A 26,515-nucleotide genomic window follows, 5' to 3' on the forward strand; every position below is an offset into this window, starting at 1 on the left:
CATACAATACGGGCGTGGATTCCCTGCCTACACTTCTCATTACGTTCAATAATGTGGATGTAAAAATGATTAGCGGTGTGTTGTATGCCCTGCTGGCGGGGCTGATGTGGGGACTGATTTTTGTCGGGCCGTTGATCGTGCCGGAATACCCGGCAGTATTGCAGGCGATGGGGCGTTATCTGGCACTCGGGTTGATCGCGTTACCCGTGGCCTGGCTTGGGCGCGTGCGGCTTCGCCAGTTAACGCGTAAAGACTGGCTGACTGCGCTGGCGCTGACGATGATGGGCAATCTGATTTATTACTTCTGCCTGGCGAGCGCGATCCAGCGCACCGGCGCCCCCGTCTCAACGATGATCATCGGAACGCTGCCGGTGGTGATCCCGGTATTTGCCAACCTGCTTTACAGTCAGCGCGACGGCAAATTATCCTGGCTACGCTTAACGCCCGCGCTGGTACTCATCGCCATTGGGCTGCTCTGCGTGAATGTTGCGGAGCTTGATCAGGGAATTCCCGATTTTAACGGCTGGCGCTATGGTTCAGGCATCGCACTGGCGCTAATCTCCGTGGTGTGCTGGGCATGGTATGCGCTGCGTAACGCCCGCTGGTTGCGCGAGAATCCGGATAAACACCCGATGATGTGGGCAACGGCGCAGGCGCTGGTCACTCTGCCGGTTTCTTTGCTTGGGTATGTCGCCGCCTGCCTCTGGCTGAAGGGACAAACGCCCCTGTTTGATCTGCCCTTTGGGCCGCGCCCGGCAGTGTTTCTTTGCCTGATGGTGGCCATCGCGATCCTCTGTTCGTGGGTAGGCGCGTTATGCTGGAACGTCGCCAGCCAGCGTTTGCCAACGGTTATCCTCGGCCCGTTGATTGTCTTCGAGACGCTGGCAGGCCTGCTGTACACCTTTATTCTGCGTGAAGAAATGCCCCCACTGCTGACACTGAGCGGGATTGCTCTGCTGGTGGTTGGAGTGGTGATTGCGGTGCGGGCAAAACCAGAGAAGCCAGGTATTGTCGCGGTTACAGAGTCGTGATGTTACCAAAAGGGTGCTGCGTATATACGGCCTACGACGTTATAGCGTGCAGGCCGTATAAGATGTTTACGCCGCCGTCTGGCGCGAGACGTTAAACACCGCTACCGTCTGGTTCAGACGCGCAGCCTGCTCTTCCAACGCCGCGGCAGCGGAGGCCGATTCTTCCACCAGCGAGGCGTTCTGTTGCGTCACGCGATCCATTTCTGCAACAGCCTGACCGACTTGATCGATGCCCCGGCTTTGCTCATCGGAAGCAGAGGCAATTTCGCCCATGATGTCGGTGACACGGCTGACCGCACTCACAATCTCGGCCATGGTTTCACCGGCTTCATTCACCAGCGCCGCGCCTGCGCTCACCCGATTGCCCGAGTCATCAATTAACGCCTTTATCTCTTTTGCCGCCTGCGCGCTACGCTGTGCCAGGGTACGCACTTCACCCGCAACCACCGCAAACCCACGCCCCTGCTCTCCCGCCCGCGCCGCCTCCACGGCCGCATTCAACGCCAGAATATTGGTCTGGAATGCAATGCCGTCAATCACGCTGGTTATCTGGGCAATTTTGCTGGAACTGGTAGCAATTTCATCCATGGTACGCACCACGCCATCCACCACCTTGCCGCCTTTCTGCGCCGTCTCAGAAGCATTTCGCGCCAGATTAGTCGCCTGACGCGCATTGTCCGCATTTTGTTTCACGGTCGCGGTAAGCTGCTCCATACTGGCTGCCGTTTCTTCCAGCGATGCCGCCTGCTGTTCTGTCCGTGAAGAGAGATCGTTGCTACCCGCTGTAATTTCACCAGCACCGGTGTAGATGGTATCGGCCCCGTCGCGTACCACGCTGACGGTGGTCGCCAGCGCCTGCTGCATCTCGTGAAGATTGCGCGCCAGCAGTGCCATTTCATTGCTGCCGTCCGTCTGAATACGGTGGGTCAGATCGCCTGCCGCAATATGGCGAATGTGCGCCATCACATCATGCAGCGGTTTCAATAATACACGCTGCATAGCAATCCAACTGATGACGATAATCGCCACAACCGCCAGCATAATGAGGGTCATAATCCACAGGATACGCTGATAGTCGTTTTCGTTATCCCGCATTCCTGCATTCGCCAGTTCAGCCTGTGCGGTACGCCACTCATGGTAAACTGCCTGCATAGCAGTCTGTTTTTGCTCGGCATTCTGCCTGAACATCTCTTCCAGCTTGCCTTCAGCCAGCAGTACGTTCATTTTCGCCAGCGTTGCCGAGTAGAGGCCATATTGCTCCTCCAGCCTGTCGGCCAGGTGTTCATCCAGGCCCGGCGTTTCCGGTAATGCGTAGTAGTTGTCGTAATGGCGCTTTGCCTCTGCCAGCATACGGTTCGCAGCATTCACCAGTTCATTCAACTGCCCGCCATTGATCTGATTGGCCATGTTACCTTGCAGCCGTAGCATACCCCGGTTGAGCGTCACGCGCGCCTGGTTCAGGCTTATCCACGCGTCGGTAAATTCAGCCACGTTCTGGCTGGAAAGCTGTGACACGGTGAAGTTTTGTTTGTCGTGGTTGAGCGCGCCGATAAAAACGCCTGCGGAAATGATCTGCATCGCGCCGAGGGCGAGTAGCACGATAATCAGTAAGGTGATGACTTTGATCCGTTTGAACATCTGTTGCCTTTTCTTATGCAAGTATTGCCTGAGGTCTAACTATCGGCAGTGCCGCCAGCTTATTTAATCCAGCCGTCGACGACTAACGCAGATCCTCAGCTCTTTTTAATAAGATTCAGCACCTTAAGAGAATAAGAAAATTTCGTGACAGTCATCACGTTTCGTTGTGACTCGAAAGAGGTATAGCTTCGCCTTAAAGATGTATTTAAAATGCACTTTATATTACTGAGAATGAGGTAACAGCTATGTCTTATCGCGATCAACCTTTAGGTGAACTGGCGCTCTCGATCCCTCGCGCTTCGGCGCTGTTTCGTAAGTACGATATGGATTACTGCTGCGGCGGTAAGCAGACGCTGGCGCGCGCAGCCGCGCGTAAAGAGCTGGATGTCGACGCTATCGAAGCGCAACTGGCAACGCTTGCTGAACAGCCGATTGAGAAAGACTGGCGTACCGCAAAACTCCCCGACATCATCGACCACATCATCGTGCGTTATCATGATCGCCACCGTGAGCAACTGCCGGAACTTATTCTGCAGGCGAGCAAAGTCGAACGCGTACACGCAGATAAACCCAGCGTACCGAAAGGTCTGGCGAAATATCTGACGATGCTGCATCAGGAACTGTCCAGCCACATGATGAAAGAAGAACAGATCCTGTTCCCGATGATCAAACAGGGAATGGGAAGCCAGGCGATGGGCCCGATAAGCGTCATGGAAAGCGAGCACGATGACGCGGGTGAACTGCTGGAAGTGATCAAGCACACCACCAACAACGTGACGCCACCGCCGGAAGCCTGCACGACATGGAAAGCCATGTACAACGGTATTAACGAACTGATTGACGATCTGATGGAACACATCAGTCTGGAAAACAACGTACTGTTCCCGCGCGCTCTTTCCGGGGAATAAAAAAAAGCCCGGTGGCGCTTACCGCTTACCGGGCCTACATTTCGAGCCTTTCCAGGCCGGATAAGCGATAGCGCCATCCGGCAACAGACTTAACGCACGCCAGCCATACGTTTCTTGCCAATAAACAGCCAGCCTAGACCCAGCGCGATGAACCACAGCGGAGTGACGATCAGCGCCTGACGGGTATCTTCTTCCAGCGTCAGCAGCACCAGTACAAACACGAAGAACGCCATGCACACCCAGCACATCACCTTGCCCCACGGCATCTTGTAAATTGATTTCTCATGCAGTTGCGGGCGCTGTTTGCGGTACACCAGGTACGAGCACAGAATGATAGTCCAGACGAACATAAACAGAATGGCCGACACGGTGGTGATCATGGTGAATGCACCAATCACGCTCGGGTTAACATACAGCATCACCACACCGCCCAGCAGGCAGATACAGGAGAAGGTCAGCCCTTTTGCCGGAACAGCACGTTTAGACAGCTTCGCAAACGCGCTCGGTGCAACCCCTTCCTGCGCCAGACCGAATAACATACGGCTGGTGGAGAACACGCCGCTGTTCGCGGAAGATGCGGCAGACGTCAGTACCACGAAGTTAATCAGGCTGGCAGCAGCAGGCAAACCGACCAGCACAAACAGTTCCACAAACGGGCTCTTGGTCGGTACGACTGAGCTCCACGGCGTCACTGACATGATGATGATCAGCGCAAAGACGTAGAACATGATGATACGAATCGGAATCGAGTTGATTGCTCGCGGCAGGGATTTCTCCGGATCTTTAGTTTCCGCAGCCGTCGTCCCCACCAGCTCAATACCCACGAAGGCAAATACGGCTATCTGGAAACCAGCAAAGAAGCCGCTTAAGCCTTTCGGGAACCAGCCGCCGTCATTCCACAGGTGAGTAAACGAGGCTTCTACTCCGGTTGGCGACTGGAAGTGCATCATCACCATCACCAGACCGACGACGATCAGCCCCACGATGGCCACGATTTTGATCATCGCAAACCAGAACTCCATCTCGCCGAACATTTTTACGGTGGCGAGGTTGAGGCTCAGCAGCAGGACAATCACCGCCAGCGAGGCCACCCAGTCAGATAGCCCAGGGAACCAGAATTGCGCATAAGCCGTAATGGCGACGACGTCGGCCATTCCGGTGACCACCCAGCAGAACCAGTAGGTCCAGCCGGTAAAATATCCCGCCCACGGCCCGAGCAAGTCGGAGGCGAAATCACTAAATGATTTGTACTCGAGATTCGAGAGCAGCAATTCTCCCATTGCGCGCATCACGAAAAAGAGCATAAAACCGATGATCATATAAACGAAAATGATCGACGGCCCTGCAAGGCTGATGGTTTTACCGGACCCCATGAACAAGCCAGTGCCAATAGCGCCGCCGATGGCGATAAGCTGAATATGGCGGTTTGTAAGATTGCGCCGTAGCGACTGTTCAGACGATGCCTCTTCGTCGGCAACGACTTTTACCTGATCTACCATGTTTTTTTCTTCCTGTACCTGTCTGTGTTGTTAGGCTCTACGGCCTTTAATGCGTCTGTCGTACATCTATGCTACGACGAACCCGTTATCGGGACTCATCGATATTAGGTAAGAATTGGCGGGATGAATACTAAGATTTAAATATAATGTTAATTTTATGTTTAAAGTGAGTGTCATATCACTCTGACAACGAGAATCAGTTCACAAAAATACACGCTGTGGGCACATTTGCAAAATAAAATGTCGACTTCTCGCTAACTGAAGGTTTTTCACTCTTTTTTCTGTCCCCCTCAATGAAGAGGGGAACAGAAGTCACTGCTTACAGGATTTCCAGCAGTTCCACTTCAAACACCAGCGTGCTGAACGGCGGGATGGACGCGCCAGCGCCACGCTCGCCGTATGCCAGTTCCTGAGGAATAGTCAGTTCCCATTTGGAGCCGACCGGCATCAGCGTCAGCGCTTCGATCCAGCCTGGGATCACGCCATTTACCGGGAATTCAGCCGGTTCGCCACGCGCAACAGAGCTGTCAAACACGGTACCGTCAATCAGTTTGCCGGTGTAATGCACACGTACACGATCGGTACGCGCCGGGATTGCGCCTTCACCCTGGTTGATCACGCGGAATTGCAGACCGGACTCAGTACTGTTCACGCCGTCTTTCTCACGGTTTTCTTCCAGGAATTTCACACCATCAGCGGCCATGGCCTGGAAACGTTCGCGACGTACCGCATCAGCACGTTCGTGGATCTCGCGCAGCGCACGGTGAACCACATCGACAGGCACTGCCGGGTGTTTGCCTTCCAGCGCATCAGCAATACCTGCAACCAGCGCTTCAGGCAACAGCCCTTCCAGACCAGATTCGCTCAGTTGCTGGCCTACCTGCAAACCAATGCCGTAGCTTGCTTGCGCTTCGATAGTGTCAAAAGTCGGGGTTGCCATCATATTTCCTTTCATCGGATTTCAAGAAGCGGGAAGCATATCAGCCACACCGCATCCGGTAAAACTTTGTCTCGGGAAGAGATGACAAATCGCAGGGAAACATAAACAATAGGTGTATCCCGCGCTGAGGTCACGAAAGCGGGCATTATGACGAACATCATAGCGTTAGCCATCTATACTCTATGATCGAGGAACGATAAGCGGAGCAGGAGGAAAGCCATGCCCGGGCGCTTTGAACTAAAACCAACCCTGGCGAAAATCTGGCATGCACCGGACAATTTTCGCATCATGGACCCACTGCCACCTATGCATCGTCGTGGCATCATCGCCGCAGCCATTGTGCTGGTGATTGGCTTCCTGCTTCCTTCAAATGACACCCGCGAGACGCCAGTCGTCACGCGAAATGCCCAGTTGGATCTCCAGTCGCAGTCACAACCGCCCACGGAAGCCCAGCTTCAGGCGCAGTTAGTTGCCCCGCAAAATGATCCCGGGCAAGTCGCCCCCGTCGCCCCTGAACCTATTCAGGACGAGCAGCCAGAGGAACAAACGCCGCCGCAGACACAAGCACCGACGCAATCCCAACCCTTCCAGCAGGATAGCGGGATTGACCAGCAGTGGCGTTCTTATCGCGTGGATTCAGGTAAAACGCTGGCGCAAGTGTTTCGCGACCATGGCCTGCCGCCAACGGATGTCTACGCCATGGCGCAGGCAGAGGGCGCAGGTAAACCACTCAGCAACCTTAAAGATGGTCAGATGGTGCAGATCCGCCAGAATGCTAACGGCGTGGTCACGGGCTTAACCATTGATACCGGTAATAACCAGCAGGTTCTGTTTACCCGTCAGCCAAATGGCAGTTTTATACGCGTACGGTAAATGCGTGCCCGGTGGCGCTAGCGCTTACCGGGCCTATAACGTTCAGCCCTTACGAATCTTATTCACCCACCAAATCCCCGAGCACACCAGCACCAGCGCCAGCGCGTATTTCCACTCGAGGATATTTTCGCCGAGGAAGGTCGCCGACAAAACCGCGCCGGAAACGGGGATCAGAAAATTAAACGGGGCAATCATTCCCACGCGGTTGTATTTGAGCAAAATGCTCCACAGCGCAAATGCCACCGATGAGAGCAACGTCAGATAGCCGAGGATCGCCACGGAAGAGAGTCCGTGTACGGTCAGTGAGCCACCGCAAGCATAACCCCCAATAACCAGCGCCAGGCCGCCTATCCCTAACTGATAGCCCGTCATGACCGTCGGGTCTACCGTCTGAGAAATACGTTTACCGTAAAGCGTCGCGGCGGAAAGAATAAAGGCCGCCATCACCACCGAGCCATCGCCTAACAAACTAAAGTTAAAGTCCATCAGACCGCTGTTGAAGTTGACCACCATTACGCCAGCAAAGCCCAGAATACAGCCTACCGTTTTGTTGTAGCTGAGTTTGTCATTCTGATAGATAAAGTGCGCCAGCAGCACGCTAAAGAAGGTGCCCGTCGCATTCATGATCGACCCCTTTACGCCCGTCGTGAAGGCGAGGCCGATATAGAAAAAAATGTATTGCAGCGACGTTTGCGTCAGCCCCAGCAGGGTTAACTGACCAAACTGTCGTGGGCTTAAGCGGGCGATAGGTTTTCGCTGCATCATCGCCAGCAACAGCAGTAACACGCCCGCAAATAAAAATCGGTAACCAGCAAAAACAATTTTTGAGGGGATATCATCCGTGGCAATCTGGAAGATCTCATACCCGCTCTTTATCGCCGGGTACGCGCTTCCCCATAGCAAACAACACAAGGCGGCACTCAGGTAAACCACATTTTTGCGGGCAAACAGAGGCTGTGGGTGGGTAACGTCCATTCCAGTATCACTTTGAAATTATGTTTTATTTTTTGATTATCCCGAAAAGGATAGAGAATAGCCAGAGAGAAACAGAGGGGTTTTCTGAAAAGCAAAACGCCGGCACAAGGCCGGCGATTTGTCGTGGTGATGAGTAATTAATTACTCAGCAACAACGTTTACAACCAGTTTAGCGAAGACTTCGCTGTGAACCTGGAAGTCAACTTCGTGCTCACCAGTGGTACGCAGAACGCCGTTCGGCAGACGAACTTCGCTCTTAGCAACGGCAACGCCAGCTGCAGTAACAGCGTCAGCGATGTCGCGAGTACCGATGGAACCGAACAGTTTACCTTCGTCGCCTGCTTTAGACGCGATGGTTACGGTTTCCAGTGCGTTGATTGCTTCAGCACGTGCGTTAGCAGCGGTCAGAACGTCAGCCAGTTTAGCTTCCAGTTCAGCGCGGCGCGCTTCGAAGAATTCAACGTTTTTCTTGGTAGCAGGAACAGCTTTACCCTGTGGTACCAGGAAGTTACGAGCGTAGCCCGCTTTAACGTTAACCTGATCACCCAGGCTACCCAGGTTTGCTACTTTATCAAGCAGAATAACTTGCATTACCTTATCCTCTTAAAGTCGTTAATAGACAGCGGCCGATTACTGATGACGATCGGTATACGGCAGCAGGGACAGGTAGCGAGCACGCTTGATGCAGCGAGCCAGCTGACGCTGGTATTTTGCACGAGTACCGGTGATACGGCTCGGGACAATTTTACCGCTTTCGGTAATGTAGTTTTTCAACGTTGCGATGTCTTTGTAATCAATCTCAACAACGCCTTCCGCGGTGAAACGGCAGAACTTGCGACGACGGAAATAACGTGCCATATGGCTAGTCTCCAGAATCTATCAATTCAATCTGCTCGGCATGCAGAACCATTTTGCTCAGGCCGTTCTTTGCCTTATGGCAAGAGATGAACCCCTGAACGGTCACTGCGCTACCGACCGTTATACTGTGAGTAATGGCCTGGTTTTGGTGTCCGCTAACAATAACGGGCATTTGACACCACGCCTGCCGGTGAAAACCGGCTTCCTCCTGCACAGAACGATGCTCAAGCACGAACTGGCAATGAGGAATTCCTGATGGGCTGACCTTGCGAAGCGGCGTCCTGCACACTGTGCCGGACAACACCAAACGGTTGGTCATCAGAAATTACTCTTCAGAATCCCCAGCTTCAGCATCATCAGAGGTTTCGTTTGCGAAATCATCGCGACGTTCACGACGCTCGTCTTTCGCTTTAACCATTGGAGATGCTTCGGTAACAGCGTGCTTAGTACGCATTACCATGCTACGGATAACGGCATCGTTGAAGCGGAAGTTTGTTTCCAGCTCATCGATCACTTCCTGCGGTGCTTCAACGTTCAGCAGAACGTAGTGAGCTTTGTGCAGTTTGTTGATCGGGTAAGCCAGCTGACGGCGGCCCCAGTCTTCCAGACGGTGGATCGTGCCTTCTGCTGCAGTGATTGCACCAGTGTAGCGTTCGATCATACCCGGAACCTGTTCGCTCTGGTCAGGATGGACCATAAAAACGATTTCGTAATGACGCATCGAATTGCTCCTTACGGATTATTCAGCCTCCTGTCTGGGTCAGCCGAGGCCCATGGAGGCAAGGAACGTGTTAAAGGTCGGCTGAAAAATGACGCGTCATAATACTGGCGGTGGCCGGTAAACTCAAGGTGATTGTACGATTATTTATCAGCGCGTCATGACAGTGCCGTCAGTACATGTCCAGCAGCATCTTGACGCTGATACAGATGGAGACAATCACAATCATCGGCCTGATGACTTTCTTACCGCGCGTCAGCACAACCGTCGCGCCCAGGCGAGCGCCGAGAGACTGCCCGACAAACATCACCAACCCGAGTGACCAAATCATTTTCCCTCCGGCGATGAAGAACAGAATGGAGGCAATGTTAGACGCAAGATTAATGAAATTAGAGTGGATCTGCGCCTTATCAATGCTGTATCCCCACATCAGGATGTAGCACAGCGTGTAAAACGAACCGGCCCCCGGCCCGAGAAACCCATCATAAAATCCGACGCCGACACCGCACACCAACGAAAAGAGAAACAGCGATACTTTCTGCCGCTGTTTTGGCTCACTCAGGTTGGGGGCAAAAATGAAATAAATGGCAACGGCGATAATTAACACCGGCAACAGCTTTCTCAGTAACTCCGGCTCAATAAACTGGATCAGCGTGGTTCCCACTGCTGAACCGGCAAAAGCGGATAAAAACACATATTTATGTTGTTGAACGTTAATATGGCCCTGACGCAAAAAGTAAATACCAGAGGTGAGTGAACTGCCCAGTGCCTGAAGTTTATTCGTCGCTAATGCATTGGCGGGCGGCAAACCGGAAATCAGCAACGCGCCGATGGAGAGAAAACCACCGCCGCCTGAAACCACATTGATAAAACCGGCTATTAGCGCAACCATAAACATGATCGTGAAATAGCTGAAATCCATGAATGAAGTATCCATTAGTTTCTGCCTTAATATCATAAAGTTATCTTTATGTTGGCGATCACTATAAGGGGCGGATTTCTGCATTAAAATTGATTATTGCGTAAGAGTTCATTCTTAAAAAACAGGTATTTTTTTGAGCGTAACGACATGCACAAGTGGCTTATAAATGAAGGTGAAGAAGGCAATGCGGTAATTTTTTGAACAACTGCATCAGAAATGGTCGCCATCCCCTTCTCAAGTAGCGATTAGAATTAAATCAGACGTTATCCATTCACAGGAGATATCGCCGACCAGACACAGCAGTCGAGGAGGTACAGTATGCGAGCCCGTGTTTTTACCCTTCTGGCTGCACTTTTGCTCAGTGCAAATGCGACGGCAGCCATTAAAATCGATAATCATCAAGCCAGGAATATGGATGATGTGCAGAGCTTAGGCGTGATTTACATTAACCATAACTTCGCCACTGAAAGTGAAGCAGATCAAGCTCTGAACGAAGAAACAGATGCGCAAGGCGCAACGTACTACCACGTCATCCTGATCCGGGAGCCAGGTAGCAACGGTAACATGCATGCCAGCGCAGACATTTATCGCTAGCCATTCAGTAACAACCAACGAGAACATTGCCATAGTTTGATTTGCCCCCTCTTGAGGGGGCTTTTTTTGGGCGCTGTCGCCCCCATGTTCCTGCAATAACCTGGAGCATAAGGGGTTAACGTTCTGCGTGTTTAAAGATGCTGGTGAAAAAAGGAGACCGTGGCTGCCAGCGCTTCTGGCGTAATGCGGTGGCGTACTCCCGCTTGCCATAAACAGGTCAGATTCTTATCCAGCCCCCGTTGGCTCAATGCTTGCTGCAAGCGTAATGATTCCGAGGCAGGAACCACATCATCTTCCTGCCCATGCCACAGCAGCAGCGGTCGATTTGCCACATGAGTCAGTTGACTGGTCACTTCCCACCCGGCCAGCGGGGCAAGGATCTTGTCAAATTCGGCATGCTGCGAAGGTGTTTCCAGTGAGGACGGGGGAAAGAGCGTCTGTGCCAGTTGGGTGAAATACCCCGATCCCATCAGGCTGGCGACGCATTTCACTTCCGGATGACGCGTCATAATGCCCAACGCCGTCATGCCGCCCATCGACGCCCCTCCCACCGCCAGGCGTTCGTTCAGAATCCAGTTTTCCGCCTGCGCCGCCGCACGTAACGCAGCGAATTCTTGCATATTTTGCTGCAGAATTTGCCAGAATTGCCAGGTTCGCCACTGTGCATCACCAGTAAATCGCACGCCGTGCTCCGGCGCATCAGGCATAATAACCCGATACCCGGCCTGTGCCAGTGCAACAGCGAAGTAGCTATACACGAGGCTGGAAGAGGTGAAGCCATGATAAAAAATGAGACAAGGTAGCGGTGTCTCACGTTTTCCCTGCGGAAACGCATGTAGAACGGGATTCTCTGCCAGATACCGTGTTTCAATCTCTATCATTTTTACACCTCTTTTATTCTGGTATGCCACGGCAAAATTCATAGCACAAGTTTATGTGTTCGACAGTGATTCACAATGTTGAGAACTGGGTTACGCTTTCGCAACATTTTCATTCGAAAATCGCGTGAGAGATAACAATTCGGGAACATTCCCCCTAAAGGGAAATTAATAAGGCACTACACTATGGCTATCAGGAAACGAGATAGAGTTATGCGCCGGTTTGCCTCTTTGATGCTGGTTTTGTTCTTAAGCGGCTGCAGTGTACTTCAGGGTACGCCGCAACCTGCACCACCCGTCACTGACCAACCTCAGGAAATTCGCCGCGACCAGTCACATGGGTTGCAACGAATGGGGGCGGTGAGTGCCCTGGTTAGGGGTTCCCCGGATGACGCCGTGGCGGAAATCAGAGCAAAGGCCATCGCCGCCAAAGCAGATTATTACGTTATTGTGTTGGTCGATGAAACCATCGTGACAGGTCAGTGGTATTCACAGGCCATTTTATATCGTAAATAACAGTAGATTGATTTTTAGTCAGTTTTACATTGCTTTGCGTGCCTATGCGTTTACCTGTGCACAATAAACCGACAGCAGGGTGCTGGAGGTTTATTACCGCGACGGAATGCCCTACCCAGGTGGGGAAACGTATAATGGAGCTGACGATGAAACAATCACTTGCCTTATCCTCACTGCTGGTTCCTGCCGGACTGGTGAGTACCACGGCTCAGTCTGCCGAATTCGCCAGTGCTGACTGCGTCACAGGCCTGAATGAAATTGGCCAGATTTCCGTCAGCAATATTGCAGGGAACCCGCAGGATGTGGAACGTATCGTGGCGTTAAAAGCCGATGAGCAAGGCGCCTCCTGGTACCGCATTATTCAGATGTACGAAGATCAGCAGCCAGATAACTGGCGCGTACAAGCCATACTGTACGCCTGATTGTCCCTGTATGCCGGGTGACAGCGTTTGCGCTTAACCCGGCCTGGGAGTCTCGCCTCTAACGCAATCCCCCTGTTGCTCTCAGCAGCAAATCATTCTGTACCTGAGTGGACAAACGCGCCGCGCCGCGCGTGTCCAGCATCATCTGACACCAGGCCTGTGCCACCGGCGGAGATGCATACCGCAGCATTTGCGACCCACAGCCAAGCAGAAAGAGTTGCTGCGCTACCTCCCGCCCTTGTTCCTCTGAAGGCTTGCGCAGTCGTAGCTGGAGTTGACGCACTGCGCGATCGTAATAGCGATCCTGGCCTTTGACGTCGGCAAAAGCATCGGCCAACAACTCGTATACGCCGCTTTGTTTGCTCAACACCCGAAGCACGTCAAGGCACATGATATTGCCAGACCCCTCCCAAATACTGTTCACCGGCATTTCCCGGTACAAACGTGGCAACTCGCTCTCTTCGCAATACCCTATTCCACCGAGCACTTCCATCGCCTCCGCGACAAATGAAATACCGCTTTTGCACACCGCGTACTTCGCGGCAGGCGTGAATAAACGCGCCCAGAGCGCTTCTTTCTCATCGCGACGACGATCCCACGCGCGTGCCAGTCGAAACAGCAGCGCCGTCTGGCCTTCAAGTTGTAACGCCATACGGCTCAGCACCTGACGCATCATGGGCTGTTCAACCAGCGGTTTGCCAAATACCTGCCGTTGATGGGCGTGATAGATAGCGACAGAAAATGCCCGGCGCATCATTCCATGGCTGCCCAGCGCGCAATCAAAACGGGTCATCCCGCCCATCTTCAGGATATGCCTGATCCCCTCGCCTTCTTCGCCTAACAGCCAGCCAATTGCGTCCTGAAACTCGACTTCGCAACTGGCGTTCGAACGATTGCCCAGCTTGTCTTTCAGCCGTTCAAAACGGATGGCATTTCGCTGCCCATCAGGTAAAAAGCGCGGTACGAAGAAGCAAGAGAGTCCGCCTTTTGCCTGCGCCAAAACAAGATGCGCATCGCTTTGCGGAACGGAAAAGAACCATTTGTGCCCCACCAGTCGGTATGCGCCATCGTCAAGGCGTTCCGCAAAAGTGGTATTGCTCAGAACATCAGAACCGCCCTGCTTTTCCGTCATTCCCATGCCAATCAGCAAACCACGCTTTTGCGCGCCGGGGAGAAGATGAGAGTCGTAGCGATCGCTACCAAGAGGCGTCAGCCAGTTTTGGAAGGGCGTGGGCAACATCTGTCGCAGCAGCGGCGTCGCGGCAAAGGTCATCGTAATGGGGCAAAGCGTCCCCGCTTCCACCTGAGCATGCAGCATAAAGCGCGCCGCCCGGGCGACAAACGACCCTGCGCGGGCATCGTCTTGCCAGGCCAGATTATGGACGCGGTTCGCACACAATCCCTGCATCAGCAGGTGCCAGGCAGGGTGAAAACGCACATCATCAAGACGCTGTCCCTGTGGGTCGTAGCGCAATAATTCAGGCGGATACATGTTGGCCAGACGCCCCAATTCCAGCGATTCTGCGGTGCCTAGCTGTTGGCCGATGCTGGCGAGCAGATCGCTATCCCAGCCAGCGCCTTCCCGGGCGACGGCTTCGTAGAGCGCGCCATCAGACAGAAATAAATTGCTGTTATTGAGTGGAACGGGTTGATTAAAAACGGTATGCGTTTGCCAGTGCATGATGTCTCCCTCCTCCAGTGGCAGTGACTGTAAGTATGGTCAGTACCACGTCAGCGACTGCGGAGGGAGATCACAAAAGCGGGATCACCCCGAGATATAATGGGGGACGAAACGCGAAGTATCTTTCGTAATCAAGGTATTATCTTCTCTGATTCCCATACCTGACGCCTCATCATCGACAATCCAACTGCCGATTAGCGTGTAACTCTCGCCAAAACGCGGCAATGGCTGAAACGCCTGGTAGATCATCGGCTCGTCGGCATAATCGCCATCAGCGTGTTCAAGCACGTTGTTCTTGCCATCAAAGAGGGTGACGTTACCGCCTTCACGGGAGTAGATGGGTTTGCGCACGTAGCTTTCACCGGGCTGAATACACGGCTTTTCACCGTCGAACCAGGCCGGTAACAGGTTGGGATGGTTGGGAAAAAAGCGCCACAGCAGCGGCATCAACCCTTTATTACTGAGAACACTCTTCCACAGCGGTTCAATCCACTGTTCACGGCGTTTACGCAGGAGTGGGCCGTAATCGTCGCGCAACATCCACTCCAGCGGGTAGAGCTTAAAAGCACGTTTAATCACGTTATCGTCGAGGTCGGTCAGCACGCCGCCGACGCCAAGGCCAAGATCCTCAACATAGATAAACCGCGTCTCCTGCCCCGCCTGCTGCGCGCAATCCTGCAGATAGAGCACCGTGGAGCGATCCTCATCGCTTTCCTGACAACAGCAGAAGTAGAACGGCTCCCGACTGTAAAGCTCGCCAAAGCGGGCGATAAGCCTTTCCTGAATCGCGTTGTACTGATCGACATCGCGCGGGATCATGCCGTTGCGCCGGGCATCTTCCAGCCACAGCCACTGGAAATAGGCAGACTCATACAGCGAGGTTGGCGTATCTGCGTTGTATTCCAGCAGTTTGACCGGGACGTTGTTACCGCACCAGACGAAATCCATCCGCCCGTACAGCGAAGGATCGCGGCTGCGCCAGCTTTCGGCGATAACATCCCAGTACAGCGGCGGGATCGCCAGTTGCTGCATAATGTGTTCGTCCTTCACCGCCCGCTCGACCACGTCCAGGCACATCTGATGGAGTTCAGCGGTCGGTTTTTCGATCTGCTCTTCAATCTGCCGCAGGGTAAACCGGTATGCCCGGCTCTCATCCCAGTAAATTTCGTTGTCGATAATATGAAAATCGAAACCGTGATCGCAGGCGATCTTGTCCAGATCTCTGCGCACAGGGACAGCATGTCGCAGCATGGTTAACCTCCCCTGGAACCATGTGAGCTAAAGAAGCGGCCAAATCCCCCACGAGATTCCGTCGGGACCCTCGGCGCTATGGCATGGTGGGAGGTATCACGATAGTTGGTGGCATTTCTTTTACCGCTCCAGACATAATTACCCGAGGCAACCCGCCATGCTGGGCGAGAGACATACGAGGAACCGCCGCTGCTGTAAACGTACTGTTCATCGCGTTCATTACGAATCGAACGACTGAGCAGAAAACCGGAGATCACGGGGAGCCAGCTATGATCAACGCTGTCAAAATAGCAGTTTAAATAGAGTGACTGGCAGAGTTCCTGGCTCATGTTCGCGGACACATCCGCGTAAAAGCTGGCCTTTGCGTTATTCCAGCCATCTGCACACACGGTGGCGCTATTCCCGTCATCGATGCAATCGCTCACTGTAGAGTAATAAACGCCGTCGCCATCATCATCCGCACTCCCCTCATCACCACAGCTTTTGAGGCCGAAAAATGCGGCGCCACCCATGATCGCCAGCGTCAGAAATTTGCCCCCATAGCGGTTCTGTTTTGGCTGGGAGGCGCTAACCGGATTGCCGCTTTGCAGAGTATCAATACGCCCCGCCGCCGTTTTTTTCTGCCTGGATTTTCGTTTTTTCGCCATGATCGTCCATTACCATGTCATGCAGGCGGCGTTGAAAATTCCCCCTGCCAGCGCGGCCGTGCCCATGAACATTCCCGCCGCAGTATTGTGATTAATTATTTTTTCGCTCAGTGTCGGCATATACAACCGCACGCCGCCGTAAACCATCAGTTGGATAACCAGCGCAATTCCACCCCAGGCAAAATAGTCCGGTATGCTGACCGAATTGATTGCCGCACTGGATAATGGAATGACGTAGCCGAGCAACGTACCGCTAAACGCCAGCGCTGCTGCCGTATTATTGTTTTTAATCAGTTGCCATTCATTGTGAGGCGTAATTTTTGAATAGATAAAAAGGAAAAGTATCACCATGGCTGCACCGATAAAAAAATACGCGCAAAAAGCCACTAATGAATCCAGTATATGCATTATATTCTTCCTGAAATTAATCAATAACACGCTTTAATATCAATAAGATAACAACAGCAGACAGACAGACAGATTTCACACCTGATTTTCCACTATCGTTACTCTCTCAACGTCTCGTTACCGGGCGTTAGCTACGCAAGGCGATTGCCGCAATGACTTATTATAATAAGTAAAGCATGCTCATTATTTACTGTAACCATATTCTTAGAAGGGAAATTCCGTAGCGCCTCGATTCGCGCCGGTGCTGTCCATGCCATATATTCTTCCATAAATTGACTATTTAATGATGAATACGATAAAGCTCGAATTTACGCCTCACATTATCCGTTTCAGATAAAAAAAAACCATCCCTAATTTGGATGGTTTTTCTGCAAAAATAGCCTTAACCGCGTTGGCGTACGGCCTCAAACAGGCAAATCCCCGTCGCAACGGAAACGTTAAGTGACGAGACGCTACCCGCCATTGGGATGCTGATCAGCTCATCGCAATGCTCACGGGTCAGACGACGCATACCTTCGCCTTCCGCGCCCACGACCAGCGCCAGACGACCGGTCATTTTGCTCTGATACAACGTATGGTCAGCTTCACCAGCGGTACCGACGATCCAGATGTTCTCTTCCTGTAACATGCGCATAGTGCGCGCCAGGTTAGTCACACGGATCAGCGGCACATTCTCGGCTGCACCACAGGCGACTTTTTTGGCCGTCGCATTCAACAGCGCGGAGCGATCCTTCGGTACAATCACCGCATGGACGCCAGCCGCATCGGCGCTACGCAGACACGCACCCAGGTTGTGTGGGTCGGTCACGCCGTCAAGAATTAACAGAAACGGCTGTTCGAGTGAGGCAATCAGATCCGGCAGATCGTTTTCCTGATACTGACGGCCAGGCTTCACACGCGCAATAATTCCCTGATGTACCGCACCCTCACTTTTCTCATCCAGGAACTGGCGGTTCGCCAACTGGATGACAACACCCTGCGCTTCCAGAGCATGGATCAGCGGCAGCAGGCGCTTGTCTTCACGGCCTTTCAAAATAAAGACATCCTGAAAACGCTCAGGAGCACGCTCCAACAGGGCCTGCACCGCGTGGATGCCGTAAATCATTTCACTCATGAATGTACTCGTTAATGGTTAATGTTGCCGTCATCGGCATGTAACGCCGGGCGGCGATGCGCGCGCCCGGCCTACAGTGTCATATCGTTATTCAGCGACTTTCTTCTTTGCCGCGCGTTTTGCCTTGGTGGCTGAAGCGATTTTAAGCGTTTTTGCCGACGGCTTTTTCGCTTTTTTATCGCCTTTTTTCTCAGCTTTAGGTTTAGCGGGTTTGCCTTTCTTCTCACCACGGAAGGCGCTGTCCGGCTCGAAATTCACCTTTTTGCCAGCCTGACGGCGTTTGCCCGCAGGTTTTCCGTTATCGCCTTTTTTGGTTTTCTCACGCGCCGTTTTCCCAACGTTGCGCGGTGCGCGCTCGCTGGAGATCAGGCTAAAGTCGATTTTACGCTCATCCATATTGACCGCTTCGACCTTCACTTCCACGCGATCGCCCAGACGATACATCTGACCACTGGATTCGCCGGTCAGACGTTGCCCAACCTGATCGAAGCGATAATAGTCGTTATCCAGGGAAGAGACGTGCACCAGACCATCAATAAACAGTTCATCAAGACGGACAAAGAACCCAAAGCCTGTCACGCTGGCAATCACGCCTTTAAAGACATTACCAACCTGATCCAGCATAAAGTCGCACTTCAGCCAGTCAGAAACGTCACGCGTGGCTTCATCTGCACGGCGTTCGGTCATGGAGCAGTGCTGGCCCAGTTGCAGCATCTCTTCCATTGAGTAATGGTAGCCGCCCGTCTCGGTGCTGTTACCTTTATGGCCCTGCTCTTTCGCCAGCAAATACTTGATTGCACGGTGCAATGAGAGATCAGGATAACGGCGGATAGGCGACGTAAAGTGCGCATATTGTTGCAGTGCCAGACCAAAGTGCCCGCGGTTTTCCGGATCGTAAATCGCCTGCTTCATTGAACGCAGCAGCATGGTTTGCAGCATTTCTGCGTCGGGTCTGCCTTCGACCGACTCCAGCAGCTCCGCGTAGTCACGCGGTTCGGGTTTGTTACCGCCAGGCAGTTCCAGCCCCAGTTCCGCCAGTACCGAACGGAAAGAGGTGATCGCTTCCGTCGTTGGCTTGTCGTGGATACGGAACAGCGCAGGTTCTTTGGCTTTCTCAACAAAGCGTGCCGCTGAGATATTTGCCAGAATCATGCACTCTTCAATCAGTTTGTGTGCATCGTTGCGCTGCGTCTGCTCAATGCGTTCGATACGGCGTTCGGCGTTGAAGATAAACTTCGCTTCTTCACTCTCAAAAGAGATACCGCCGCGTTCTTCACGCGCGTTGTCCAGCACCTTGTAAAGGTTGTGCAGCTCTTCGATGTGTTTCACCAGCGGCGCATACTGCTCACGCAGATCCTGATCGCCCTGCAACATGTGCCAAACCTTGGTATAGGTCAGTCGCGCATGAGAGCTCATCACCGCTTCATAGAATTTATAGCCGGTCAGACGCCCTTTGGTAGAGACGGTCATTTCACAGACCATACACAGGCGATCAACCTGCGGGTTCAGCGAACACAAACCGTTCGAGAGCACTTCCGGCAGCATTGGCACGACCTGCGACGGGAAGTAAACCGACGTTCCGCGATTGCGCGCTTCCTGATCCAGCGGTGTTGGCGGACGCACATAATAGCTAACGTCAGCAATCGCGACCCACAAACGCCAGCCGCCGCCGCGTTTTTTCTCGCAATAGACGGCATCGTCAAAGTCACGCGCATCTTCACCATCGATAGTCACCAACGGTAAGTCGCGCAGATCGACACGGCCCGCTTTCGCCTCTTCCGGCACTTCTTCTTTCAACCCGGCAACCTGTTTTTCAACCGCTGCAGGCCAGATATAAGGGATTTCATGGGTACGCAGCGCCATATCGACAGCCATGCCGGTGCCCATATTGTCACCCAGAACCTCGACAATTTTACCCACGGCTTTGGTGCGGCGAGTCGGGCGTTGCGTGAGTTCCACCACCACCACAAAGCCCATGCGCGCGCCCATCACCTCTTCAGGTGGGATCAGAATGTCAAAGCTCAGGCGGCTGTCGTCCGGCACAACGAATCCCACGCCAGCGTCGGTGAAGTAACGACCCACAATCTGGCTGGTTTTCGGCACCAGTACGCGCACGATACGCGCCTCACGACGACCTTTACGGTCAGCGCCCAACGGCTGCGCCAGCACCTGATCGCCATGGATGCAGGTTTTCATCTGCTCGCTGGAAAGGTACAAATCATCTTTACGCCCTTCGACGCGTAAAAAACCGTAGCCATCGCGATGACCAATAACGGTGCCTTTCAGTAAGTCGAGACGTTCCGGCAGCGCATAACACTGGCGGCGAGTGAAGACCAGCTGTCCGTCACGCTCCATAGCGCGCAGACGGCGGCGCAGGGCTTCCAACTGCTCTTCGCCTTCAATATTCAGTTCAACGGCCAGTTCATCACGGTTGGCCGGTTTTTCGCGTTTCGTTAAATGTTCGAGGATATATTCCCGGCTCGGGATAGGGTTCGCGTATTTTTCAGCTTCGCGTTCCTGGAAAGGATCATGTGACATCTCGGTTCCTCCGTAGTCAGCTCCAGTGGAGTTTTACGTCACTCCACCAGCAATAATTTATAAAGTGGCTGATTCTCTTCAACCAAATCGGCAAGCGTATAGTTGTCCAGTTCCGTGAGAAAACTGTGCACTGCCTTAGAAAGTGCCTGTTTGAGTCGACAGGCTGGGGTTATGTGGCAAAATTCGCTGCTGCAGTTCACCAGCGACAGGGGCTCCAGCTCGCGCACCACATCACCAATACGAATTTTATCAGCGGGTTTGCCCAGGCGTATACCGCCATTTTTTCCTCGAATAGCAGTCACATAGCCCGCCCGGCTAAGTTGATTAATTATTTTGACCATATGATTACGGGACACGCCGTAGACTTCTGTCACCTCAGAAATACTGGTCATACGTCCATCCGGTAGCGACGCCATATAGATTAGCGCGCGTAATCCGTAATCGGTGAAACTTGTTAACTGCACATCAACCTCAGGAAAAGGGGAAAACGGGATAGACCTGGTAGTATTAATTATATTGATGATAAACCAGCCAACAGCCAGGCCGCTAATTTATTTCAGTGTGGGAAGGAAAAAAGCGAGGATCTTGCAAATAATTAAGCCGGATGGCAGCGCTATGCGCCTTATCCGGCCTGGGATAACGGATAAACCGTAGGCCCGGCCAGCACAGCGCCACCGGGCATTGCCATAGATTACGCGTCGAACGGGTCGCGCAGAATCATGGTCTCAGTACGATCCGGGCCGGTAGAAATAATATCAATCGGCACACCGGTCAGTTCTTCAATACGCTTGATGTAGTTCAGCGCTGCCTGCGGCAGACCGCTGCGCTCTTTCACGCCAAACGTGGTTTCAGACCAGCCAGGCATGGTTTCGTAGATCGGCTCAATGCCTTTCCAGTCGTCAGCTGCCAGCGGAGTGGTCGTGACTTCACGGCCATCCGGCATACGGTAAGCCACACAGATTTTCACCTCTTTCAAACCGTCCAGTACGTCCAGTTTGGTCAGGCAGAAGCCAGACAGGGAGTTGATCTGTACAGCGCGACGCACAGCAACGGAATCCAGCCAGCCAGTACGACGACGACGACCGGTGGTCGCACCGTATTCGTTACCCTGCTTGCACAGGAACTCGCCAGTTTCATCAAACAGTTCTGTCGGGAACGGACCCGCACCCACACGCGTGGAGTAAGCTTTGATGATACCCAGAACGTAATCCACAAAACGCGGACCCAGGCCGGAACCGGTCGCGACGCCACCCGCAGTGGTGTTAGAGGAAGTTACGTACGGATAAGTACCGTGGTCGATGTCCAGCAGTGTACCCTGCGCACCTTCGAACATGACGAAATCGCCACGCTTGCGCGCCTGATCCAGCAGGTCGGAAACATCAACAACCATCGAAGTCAGGATGTCGGCAATCGCCATGACATCATCCAGCACTTTCTGGTAGTCAACCGCTTCAACTTTGTAGAAATTCACCAACTGGAAGTTGTGATATTCCATCACTTCTTTCAGTTTTTCAGCGAAGGTGGCTTTGTCGAACAGGTCGCCAACGCGCAGACCGCGACGAGCAACTTTATCTTCATACGCCGGCCCAATACCGCGACCTGTAGTCCCAATCGCTTTCTCACCACGAGCTTTCTCACGCGCGTTATCCAGCGCAACGTGATAATCCAGGATCAGCGGACAGGCTTCAGACAGCAGCAGGCGCTCACGAACAGGAATGCCACGGTCTTCCAGTCCTTTCATCTCTTTCATCAACGCGCTCGGAGACAGCACAACACCGTTACCGATGATGCTGGTAACATTTTCGCGAAGAATGCCTGATGGAATAAGGTGGAGGACGGTTTTTTCACCGTTGATTACGAGAGTATGGCCTGCGTTGTGACCACCCTGGTAGCGCACAACATATTTAGCCCGTTCAGTCAGAAGATCGACGATCTTTCCTTTACCTTCGTCACCCCATTGGGTGCCCAGTACGACGACGTTGTTACCCATTTTTCAAAATCACCGTTTGCTTAAAAATGGATTCTACCATCGCTTTTTTATATATACAGCACTTTTTGCGGGCTAAAATCGGGTAATCAGCCCACTTTTTGATCAGCCAATCGTTTTCCTCAACATGTAGTAGACAACAATGCCCGCAACCACAAGACCTCCACCAAAACGGCGTAAAATATTTTCGGGCAATTGCGTCATGGCAGCGATCATTTTCTTCCAGGCCCTGGGATAAAGCATCGGCCCCAGACCTTCAAACACCAAAACCAGGGCAAGCGCCAGCCAAATTGTTGAGTTCATCCGTTATCCTTAAAAAAAGAAAACCACCGCATCCCTGGAGATGCCGGTGGTTTTACTCATCTATAACCTGACGTTATTTTAACGTGCCGTGGTGCTCGGTGTCTTCATGTAGCGGAAGAAATCACTGTCCGGGCTCATCACCATGACGTCCTGATTTCCTTCAAAGCTCGTCTCGTAAGCACGCAGGCTACGGATGAACGCGTAGAAATCGGGATCCTGGCTAAAGGCGTCCGCAAACAGTTTCGCCGCTTCGGCATCGCCTTCACCGCGCATAATGCGGCCCTGGCGCTCGGCTTCCGCCAGCGTTTTCGTCACTTCATAATCCGCGGTTGCACGCAGTTTTTCCGCTTCTTCCTGGCCCTGCGAACGATGACGACGCGCGACCGCTTCACGCTCAGCGCGCATACGGTTGTAAATCGCCTCAGACACTTCAGCAGGCAGGTTGATCTGCTTGATACGCACATCGACCACTTCGATACCCAACGCCGCCATACTGTTCGGGTTGATGACCGGCACTTTACCGTTAGTTTCAGCGGTCACGCGCTCAGCGGCTTCGGCAATCGCGTTATCCGCGGCTGGCGTCGCCACTTCGTCATCGGTGCCCGCAGTACCGGAGTTCAGTGCGTCACGCACTTCCAGGGTCAGACGACCACGCGAATCGGTGACGATATCTTTCACGTCAAGACGACCAATCTCAGAACGCAGACGGTCAGAGAATTTACGTTTCAGCAGCACTTCGGCCTGAGAAACATCACCACCGCCTGTTGCCAGGAAGTAGCGGCTGAAATCACTGATGCGCCACTTGATGTAAGAGTCGACGATCAGGTCTTTCTTCTCTTTGGTGACAAAACGGTCGGCCTGGTTGTCCATGGTCTGGATACGCGCGTCGAGCATTTTAACCGACTGAATGAACGGAACCTTGAAGTGCAGGCCCGGCTCATAAATCAGCGGTTTCTTGTCGCCGTCGCGCACGACGCTGCTGAACTGGAACTTGATCCCGCGCTCGCCTTCTTTAACCACAAAGAGAGACGTGTACAGCACTACCAGCACGATGATAATAATCGCAATAACTGACTTACGCATCGTTATTCCCCCTGACGCTGGTAGTCGTTACGCTGCGCGTTAGCGCGGCGTTGGTCCATAATATCGCCCTGGCTGGTGGACGAGGTGTTGCTTGCTCCGCTGTTGCTGGAGGAAGACGCCGGCGGCAGACGCAGCAGGTTGTTCGCCCCGCTGTTATCGCTCTTTGCCCCGGAGGTGTTCCCACCTTTCAGCATCTGATCCAATGGCAGAACCATCAGATTACCGCCTTTGTCGTTGACCAGTACTTTGCGGGTATGGCTCAACACTTTTTCCATCGTTTCGATATACAGACGCTCGCGAGTAATTTGCGGTGCGGCTTTATATTCCGGCAGGATCTTGGCAAAGCGAGCCACTTCACCCTGCGCTTCCAGGATGGTTTGTGTCTTATAAGCACGCGCTTCTTCAAGAACACGCTGCGCCTGACCGTTTGCACGCGGCTGAACTTCGTTGATGTACGCTTCTGCTTCACGGATGTATTGCTGCTCGTTTTCACGCGCTGCAATAGCATCGTCAAACGCGGCCTTCACCTCTTCCGGCGGACGTGCAGCCTGGAAGTTGACGTCCAGCAGCGTGATACCCATGTTGTAAGGACGAATCGTCTCTTCCAGTTCACGTTGGGTATCGCTACGGATCACGGTACGGCCTTCGGTCAGAATGCGGTCCATGGTGTATTTACCGATAACCCCACGCAGGGCGCTGTCGGTTGCCTGGCGCAAACTGTCGTCGGCGCTGGTCACGCTAAACAGGTAACGCTGCGGATCGGTTACGCGGTACTGCACGTTCATCTCAACACGGACGACGTTTTCGTCAGACGTCAGCATCACGCCGGACGCCGCAAGTTCACGCACCGCTTCAACGTTCACCGGGGTGACAACATCAACAAATGTCGGTTTCCAGTTCAGACCCGGCTCAACCAAATGGCTGAATTTACCGAAGCGTGTCACCACGCCGCGTTCCGCTTCTTTAATGGTATAGAAACCACTGGCCGCCCAAATAATGACGATAGCTGCCGCCGCGATGGAGACGACACGACCACCCAAATGCGGGCGCGGGCCTTGCGATGAGCTGCCGCCGCCAGAGCCAGTACCTTTACCGCCACCCAGACCACCGAGTTTTTTACTCAGTTTGCGGAAGATATCATCCAGATCAGGAGGCCCCTGATCGCGGCCACCTTTGTTTCCATTTCCCTCAGGGTTGCCGCCAGGTTTGCTGCTCCCCCACGGGTCGCGGTCTTGTCCGTTATTACCGGGCTGATTCCACGCCATGTTTGTGCTCCATATTTGTTATGCGGTGATATACCCCGTTTTTTGCACTACAGGGGCGTTGCCGCCGTCCTGCACCCCAAAATCCGATAAGTATTGGGCAAAAATCTTCAGGCCTTTCGTCCTGGTCAGACTACGTAATCTACCAGGGTCGGTTCTTGTTTACAGAGGCGACGCCAGTCAACGATCGGCATACGAATTTGCAAACTTACGCTGCCGTCCTCCTCCATCCACTCTTTTTCTATTGCCTGAAGTTGATAAAACCGACTTCTCAGGCGACCTTCCTGCGGCGGCAAACGCAACGTGTGCTGCGCAACCTCACCAGAAAGCCGTTCAGTCAAAGCCTGAAAAAGCTGTGGTATGCCAATACCGGTCTGTGCGGAAAGCCAGACGCGGATTGGTTTATTCTCTTCATCTCTGTCGATACGCGGCTCAAAGTCGTCCAGCATGTCGATCTTGTTCATCACCATCAGAGTCGGGATCTCGTGAGCATCGATCTCTTCGAGCACCGTATCCACTGCCTCGATGTTTTCCTGTACGCGTACGTCAGCCGCGTCCACTACGTGCAACAACAGCGTGGCCTGACGTGTCTCCTGCAAAGTCGCCTTAAAGGCTGCCACCAGGTCATGCGGTAAATGACGGATAAAACCAACGGTATCCGCCAGCACGGTTTCACCGACATCCGCAACGTCAATGCGACGCAGCGTCGGGTCCAGGGTCGCGAACAGTTGATCTGCTGCATAGACCTGGGCTTCGGTTATCTGGTTGAACAGGGTGGATTTTCCGGCGTTGGTATACCCCACCAGAGATACGGTTGGGACATCCGCTTTCTTGCGCGACTGCCGCCCCTGCTCACGTTGCTTCTCAACTTTCTCCAGGCGCGACTGTATTTGCAAAATACGATTACGCAGCAAACGACGGTCGGTTTCGAGCTGGGTTTCCCCTGGACCGCGTAAACCAATCCCGCCTTTCTGCCTTTCAAGGTGGGTCCAGCCACGAACCAGACGTGTGGCCAGATGGCGCAACTGCGCCAGCTCAACCTGCAACTTACCTTCATGGGTACGCGCACGCTGGGCAAAAATATCTAAAATCAGACCGGTCCTGTCGATAACAAGACACTGGCACAACTGTTCCAGGTTTCGTTCCTGGGCAGGGCTTAAAGCATGATCAAAAATCACGACCGCAGCGCCAGTCGCTTTCACGGCTTCCGCAATCTCAACTGCCTTACCTTCACCAACAAAATACTTCGGGTGCGGTGCTTTACGGCTACCGGTAATCACCTGCATTGCTTCGACACCGGCGGAAGAGACAAGAGATTCAAACTCCTGTAGGTCTTCCATATCTTTGTCTTGCGAAAAATAGATGTGTACCAGTACCGCCTGCTCACCGGCATCATAACGGTCAAACAAGCGTAAACCCTCATAAATAACCAGCGGGGGCCGCTATTATGGCGCCCCCGACATGGATAA

Annotated in this window: 28 protein-coding genes; 6 read left to right on the top strand and 22 right to left on the bottom strand. The window is 53.1% G+C overall.

Going from position 1 to position 26,515, the window contains the following annotated elements:
* The first annotated feature begins 65 nt into the window (after positions 1–65).
* Positions 66–1,031 (top strand): DMT family transporter, encoded by a 966-nt coding sequence (locus ACO7SM_RS19340; RefSeq protein ID WP_490468852.1) that lies wholly within the window; start codon positions 66–68, stop codon positions 1,029–1,031.
* 66 nt (positions 1,032–1,097) lie between these two features.
* Here ACO7SM_RS19340 and ACO7SM_RS19345 read toward each other — a convergent pair whose 3' ends face one another.
* Positions 1,098–2,669 (bottom strand): methyl-accepting chemotaxis protein, encoded by a 1,572-nt coding sequence (locus ACO7SM_RS19345; protein WP_490468853.1) that lies wholly within the window; start codon positions 2,667–2,669, stop codon positions 1,098–1,100.
* Positions 2,670–2,914: 245 nt separating this feature from the next.
* Here ACO7SM_RS19345 and ytfE point away from each other — a divergent pair, with 245 nt between their 5' ends.
* On the top strand, positions 2,915–3,577 hold the full coding sequence (gene ytfE, locus ACO7SM_RS19350) for an iron-sulfur cluster repair protein YtfE (protein WP_490468854.1): 663 nt from the start codon (positions 2,915–2,917) through the stop codon (positions 3,575–3,577).
* An 89-nt stretch (positions 3,578–3,666) separates the two neighbouring features.
* Here the strand turns inward: ytfE and cycA are convergent, their stop codons facing one another.
* Both cycA and bamJ read right to left on the bottom strand, forming a co-directional pair.
* The gene (gene cycA / locus ACO7SM_RS19355; protein ID WP_490468855.1) at positions 3,667–5,076 is read right to left on the bottom strand and encodes a D-serine/D-alanine/glycine transporter; all 1,410 of its coding nucleotides are present in this window, start codon (positions 5,074–5,076) and stop codon (positions 3,667–3,669) included.
* A 319-nt stretch (positions 5,077–5,395) separates the two neighbouring features.
* Positions 5,396–6,016, bottom strand: a complete 621-nt coding sequence (bamJ, locus tag ACO7SM_RS19360) for a BamJ family beta-barrel-assembly machinery protein (protein WP_490468856.1) — start codon at positions 6,014–6,016, stop codon at positions 5,396–5,398.
* Between the two features lie 219 nt (positions 6,017–6,235).
* Between bamJ and ACO7SM_RS19365 the strand changes: the two genes are divergently transcribed.
* A complete protein-coding gene (locus tag ACO7SM_RS19365; protein WP_490468857.1) occupies positions 6,236–6,889 on the top strand; it encodes an OapA family protein in 654 nt (217 codons plus the stop codon).
* A gap of 42 nt (positions 6,890–6,931) precedes the next feature.
* Here ACO7SM_RS19365 and ACO7SM_RS19370 read toward each other — a convergent pair whose 3' ends face one another.
* The 6 genes from ACO7SM_RS19370 to ACO7SM_RS19395 all read right to left on the bottom strand — a co-directional run bounded on the left by ACO7SM_RS19370 (position 6,932) and on the right by ACO7SM_RS19395 (position 10,377).
* Entirely contained in the window at positions 6,932–7,864 is a 933-nt protein-coding gene (locus tag ACO7SM_RS19370; RefSeq protein ID WP_490468858.1) for a DMT family transporter, read from the bottom strand.
* A gap of 141 nt (positions 7,865–8,005) precedes the next feature.
* Positions 8,006–8,455, bottom strand: coding sequence for a 50S ribosomal protein L9 (rplI, locus tag ACO7SM_RS19375; protein WP_192610838.1), 450 nt, complete (start codon positions 8,453–8,455; stop codon positions 8,006–8,008).
* A gap of 39 nt (positions 8,456–8,494) precedes the next feature.
* Complete coding sequence (gene rpsR, locus ACO7SM_RS19380; RefSeq protein ID WP_002210155.1) at positions 8,495–8,722, bottom strand: 30S ribosomal protein S18; 228 nt, start codon at positions 8,720–8,722, stop codon at positions 8,495–8,497.
* 4 nt (positions 8,723–8,726) lie between these two features.
* Entirely contained in the window at positions 8,727–9,041 is a 315-nt protein-coding gene (gene priB, locus ACO7SM_RS19385; RefSeq protein ID WP_490468859.1) for a primosomal replication protein N, read from the bottom strand.
* Positions 9,042–9,047: 6 nt separating this feature from the next.
* Positions 9,048–9,443 (bottom strand): 30S ribosomal protein S6, encoded by a 396-nt coding sequence (gene rpsF, locus ACO7SM_RS19390; protein ID WP_035893279.1) that lies wholly within the window; start codon positions 9,441–9,443, stop codon positions 9,048–9,050.
* 169 nt (positions 9,444–9,612) lie between these two features.
* Positions 9,613–10,377, bottom strand: a complete 765-nt coding sequence (locus ACO7SM_RS19395) for a TSUP family transporter (protein ID WP_490468860.1) — start codon at positions 10,375–10,377, stop codon at positions 9,613–9,615.
* 303 nt (positions 10,378–10,680) lie between these two features.
* Between ACO7SM_RS19395 and yjfY the strand changes: the two genes are divergently transcribed.
* Entirely contained in the window at positions 10,681–10,956 is a 276-nt protein-coding gene (gene yjfY, locus ACO7SM_RS19400) for a DUF1471 family protein YjfY (protein WP_490468861.1), read from the top strand.
* 131 nt (positions 10,957–11,087) lie between these two features.
* On the opposite strand, the gene yjfP is transcribed toward yjfY, so the two are convergent.
* Entirely contained in the window at positions 11,088–11,837 is a 750-nt protein-coding gene (yjfP, locus tag ACO7SM_RS19405; protein WP_490468862.1) for an esterase, read from the bottom strand.
* A 183-nt stretch (positions 11,838–12,020) separates the two neighbouring features.
* On the opposite strand from yjfP, the gene bsmA reads away from it, so the two are divergent.
* A complete protein-coding gene (gene bsmA, locus ACO7SM_RS19410; protein ID WP_192610834.1) occupies positions 12,021–12,350 on the top strand; it encodes a biofilm peroxide resistance protein BsmA in 330 nt (109 codons plus the stop codon).
* A gap of 146 nt (positions 12,351–12,496) precedes the next feature.
* Positions 12,497–12,772, top strand: a complete 276-nt coding sequence (gene yjfN, locus ACO7SM_RS19415) for a DUF1471 family protease activator YjfN (protein WP_192610833.1) — start codon at positions 12,497–12,499, stop codon at positions 12,770–12,772.
* Between the two features lie 58 nt (positions 12,773–12,830).
* Here the strand turns inward: yjfN and ACO7SM_RS19420 are convergent, their stop codons facing one another.
* From ACO7SM_RS19420 to hflX, 12 genes are all read right to left on the bottom strand, one after another.
* Positions 12,831–14,453, bottom strand: coding sequence for an isovaleryl-CoA dehydrogenase (locus ACO7SM_RS19420; protein ID WP_490468863.1), 1,623 nt, complete (start codon positions 14,451–14,453; stop codon positions 12,831–12,833).
* A gap of 84 nt (positions 14,454–14,537) precedes the next feature.
* Positions 14,538–15,704, bottom strand: a complete 1,167-nt coding sequence (locus tag ACO7SM_RS19425; protein WP_490468864.1) for a glutathionylspermidine synthase family protein — start codon at positions 15,702–15,704, stop codon at positions 14,538–14,540.
* Between the two features lie 2 nt (positions 15,705–15,706).
* Positions 15,707–16,351: a DUF1190 domain-containing protein gene (locus tag ACO7SM_RS19430; protein WP_490468865.1), complete on the bottom strand. Its 645-nt coding sequence runs from the start codon at positions 16,349–16,351 to the stop codon at positions 15,707–15,709.
* 9 nt (positions 16,352–16,360) lie between these two features.
* Positions 16,361–16,759 (bottom strand): DUF350 domain-containing protein, encoded by a 399-nt coding sequence (locus ACO7SM_RS19435; RefSeq protein WP_192614280.1) that lies wholly within the window; start codon positions 16,757–16,759, stop codon positions 16,361–16,363.
* A gap of 382 nt (positions 16,760–17,141) precedes the next feature.
* Positions 17,142–17,873: a 23S rRNA (guanosine(2251)-2'-O)-methyltransferase RlmB gene (gene rlmB / locus ACO7SM_RS19440; protein ID WP_490468866.1), complete on the bottom strand. Its 732-nt coding sequence runs from the start codon at positions 17,871–17,873 to the stop codon at positions 17,142–17,144.
* Positions 17,874–17,960: 87 nt separating this feature from the next.
* Positions 17,961–20,411: a ribonuclease R gene (rnr, locus tag ACO7SM_RS19445; RefSeq protein WP_490468867.1), complete on the bottom strand. Its 2,451-nt coding sequence runs from the start codon at positions 20,409–20,411 to the stop codon at positions 17,961–17,963.
* Between the two features lie 38 nt (positions 20,412–20,449).
* Positions 20,450–20,875, bottom strand: a complete 426-nt coding sequence (gene nsrR / locus ACO7SM_RS19450) for a nitric oxide-sensing transcriptional repressor NsrR (protein WP_192610827.1) — start codon at positions 20,873–20,875, stop codon at positions 20,450–20,452.
* A 227-nt stretch (positions 20,876–21,102) separates the two neighbouring features.
* Entirely contained in the window at positions 21,103–22,401 is a 1,299-nt protein-coding gene (purA, locus tag ACO7SM_RS19455; RefSeq protein ID WP_162383032.1) for an adenylosuccinate synthase, read from the bottom strand.
* A gap of 102 nt (positions 22,402–22,503) precedes the next feature.
* Positions 22,504–22,701, bottom strand: a complete 198-nt coding sequence (locus tag ACO7SM_RS19460; protein ID WP_490468868.1) for a DUF2065 domain-containing protein — start codon at positions 22,699–22,701, stop codon at positions 22,504–22,506.
* Between the two features lie 78 nt (positions 22,702–22,779).
* Entirely contained in the window at positions 22,780–23,784 is a 1,005-nt protein-coding gene (gene hflC / locus ACO7SM_RS19465) for a protease modulator HflC (RefSeq protein ID WP_490468869.1), read from the bottom strand.
* 2 nt (positions 23,785–23,786) lie between these two features.
* Complete coding sequence (hflK, locus tag ACO7SM_RS19470) at positions 23,787–25,049, bottom strand: FtsH protease activity modulator HflK (RefSeq protein WP_490468870.1); 1,263 nt, start codon at positions 25,047–25,049, stop codon at positions 23,787–23,789.
* Positions 25,050–25,174: 125 nt separating this feature from the next.
* The gene (hflX, locus tag ACO7SM_RS19475) at positions 25,175–26,455 is read right to left on the bottom strand and encodes a ribosome rescue GTPase HflX (RefSeq protein WP_490468871.1); all 1,281 of its coding nucleotides are present in this window, start codon (positions 26,453–26,455) and stop codon (positions 25,175–25,177) included.
* Between the last annotated feature and the right edge of the window lie 60 nt (positions 26,456–26,515).

It is taken from the genome of Citrobacter sp. LJND-P06, from assembly GCF_058188415.1.